The 1,978-nt window shown below is 76.1% G+C and carries 2 protein-coding genes and 1 pseudogene; all 3 read right to left on the bottom strand.

What is annotated here, in order from left to right; translation table 11 throughout:
* Positions 1 to 617 (bottom strand): ABC transporter permease (locus tag ACFU99_RS42030; RefSeq protein ID WP_384403629.1); only part of this gene is annotated, 617 nt, incomplete at its 3' end.
* On the bottom strand, positions 614 to 1,465 hold the full coding sequence (locus ACFU99_RS42025) for an ABC transporter permease (protein ID WP_384403627.1): 852 nt from the start codon (positions 1,463 to 1,465) through the stop codon (positions 614 to 616). The genes ACFU99_RS42025 and ACFU99_RS42030, both read right to left, overlap by 4 nt.
* 61 nt (positions 1,466 to 1,526) lie before the next feature.
* A pseudogene (locus tag ACFU99_RS42020) lies at positions 1,527 to 1,978 on the bottom strand (ABC transporter ATP-binding protein); the annotation flags it as partial.

The raw sequence follows: 1,978 nt of genomic DNA, 5'->3' as shown, positions 1-1,978 counted from the left end.
GTCAGCACCAGATGCACGACCATCGCCGCGAACGGCCAGGCCAGCAGCGCGCCCTTCGCGCTGATCTTGAGCGGCGCGTCGAAGACCACGCCCTTCCCGGCCGACCTGGCGGCGGCGACGATGTCGGTCTCGGGGCCGAGCCAGACGCCCACCCGCCAGGCGAGGAGGGAGCCGAGCAGCCCGCCGACGACGAGCCCGACGACCAGGGCGATGCCGCCGCGGCGGCGGAGCCAGAAGACGACCGCCGAGGTGAGCACGCCGAAGCCGAGCGCCAGCAGGACGAAGGTGCCGTCCATGCCGATCGCCTCCTCGCCCTCGGGGTTCTTGAGGTAGACGGCGCGGTCGTCGGAGATCAGCGGCAGGCGCGGCGCGAGCCAGAGCCACAGCAGCCCCAGCAGCACCCCGGACACCGCCACGGCCACCGTGACGATCGCCGCCTGCCGCAGCTCGCGGGCCAGGCCCGGCTCCCCCGGCTCCTGCTGCGGATCCGGGTGCGCGCCCTGGGCCGGGGGCTCTTCGGGCGGCTGCTCGTGCGGCGTCAACGGTGCGGTCACCCCGCCATCGTGCCAGGTCGGCGACGTACCGTCGGCAGCAGGACGGGGCTCCCGGCGCGTCATCGGACGGCCGCCCGGCGGTACGCCCAGGTCGCGGCGGCCAGCGACACCACGCCCACCGCCGCGCAGACCCCCAGATCCGCGCCGACCGCGAGCCAGTCGGGATGCGCGTCGAAGCAGCGGGCCAGCGCCTCCACCCCGTACGTGGACGGCAGCAGGTCGCGCGCGAAACCGAGCACGGCGGGCAGGTGCGCGGCCGGCAGCACGCCGAGCAGCAGCGCCGCGGACATGCCCAACTGGCCGCACAGGGTGGCCAGTTCCTGGCGCGGAGCGAGCAGCCCGAGGGCCGCGCCGAGCCCCGCGAGGGCCGCTCCGGAGAGCGGGATCACGGCGACGAGCACCCACAGATGGGTCAGCGGCAGCTTGAACAGGACGCTGCCGACGACCGCGGTGACGGCCGTGCCGGGCACCGTGAAGGAGGCGTACGCGCCGGCCGCGCCGAGCACCACGGCGGCCGGGGGCACCGGCAGCGTGGCGTAGTAGTCGAGGCCGCCGCCGGCCCGCAACTGGCCGAAGTACTGCGCGAGCAGGTTGAGCGCGACGAACGCGACGACCAGCACGCTGGAGCCGGCCACCACGGCGCGCGCCTCGTCGCCGCCGTCCACCACCCCGCGCATCAGGATCATGATCCCGACGGACTGGAAGGTGGCCACGAACAGCAGCGGGATGCGCGCCACCCGCGCCCGCGAGAGCTGCGCCCGGTACACGGCCGCCAGCGACGGCAGCAGCCGGGCCCGCGGTGCGAGCGGGGCGGCAGCGCCGCCGTCCCCGTCCCCGTCCCACGGGTGGGGCTCGGCCTCCGGCTCGGTCCGGACCCCTCCGGTCACCGCCTCGGCGGACACGGCACTCACGTTGCGCTGCTCCCCTTCGCTGCGTTCGCTACGACCGGCGCCGGTGGCATCACCCCGCGGCTCACCCCTTCACCAGCCCCTCCGCCCGGCCGCCGAGGGCCAGGTACACATCCTCCAGGCTGGGCGTGGCGAGCGTGAAATCGTCGAGCGCCGAGAAGGCGGGGCCGCCGGTGACGGCGGCGACGGCGGCGCGGGCCTCGGCCGGGCCGAGCCGCAGCGTCCAGCGGCGGCCCGCCTCGGTCGCGCCGTCGCGCAGCGCGGCCACTTCCGGTACGTCCAGCGGCGGCGCGTCGCGCCACACCAGCTCCACCCGTACCTCGTCGGCGACGAGCGCCTTGAGCCCGGCGGGGGTGTCACAGGCGATGATCCTGCCGCGCTCCAGCACGGCGACCCGGTCGAGTACGGTCTCGGCCTCGATGACGTTGTGGGTGACGAGCAGCACGGTGGTGCCGCGCTCGGCGCGGCGGCGGTCCACGGCGGCCCACACGGCGCGGCGGGCGACGGGGTCCATGC

Source organism: Streptomyces sp. NPDC057654, from assembly GCF_042800135.1.
Lineage (GTDB): Bacteria > Actinomycetota > Actinomycetes > Streptomycetales > Streptomycetaceae > Streptomyces.
The sequence above is the reverse complement of the archived record's forward strand: the minus strand, read 5'-3'. Positions and strand labels throughout refer to the sequence as shown.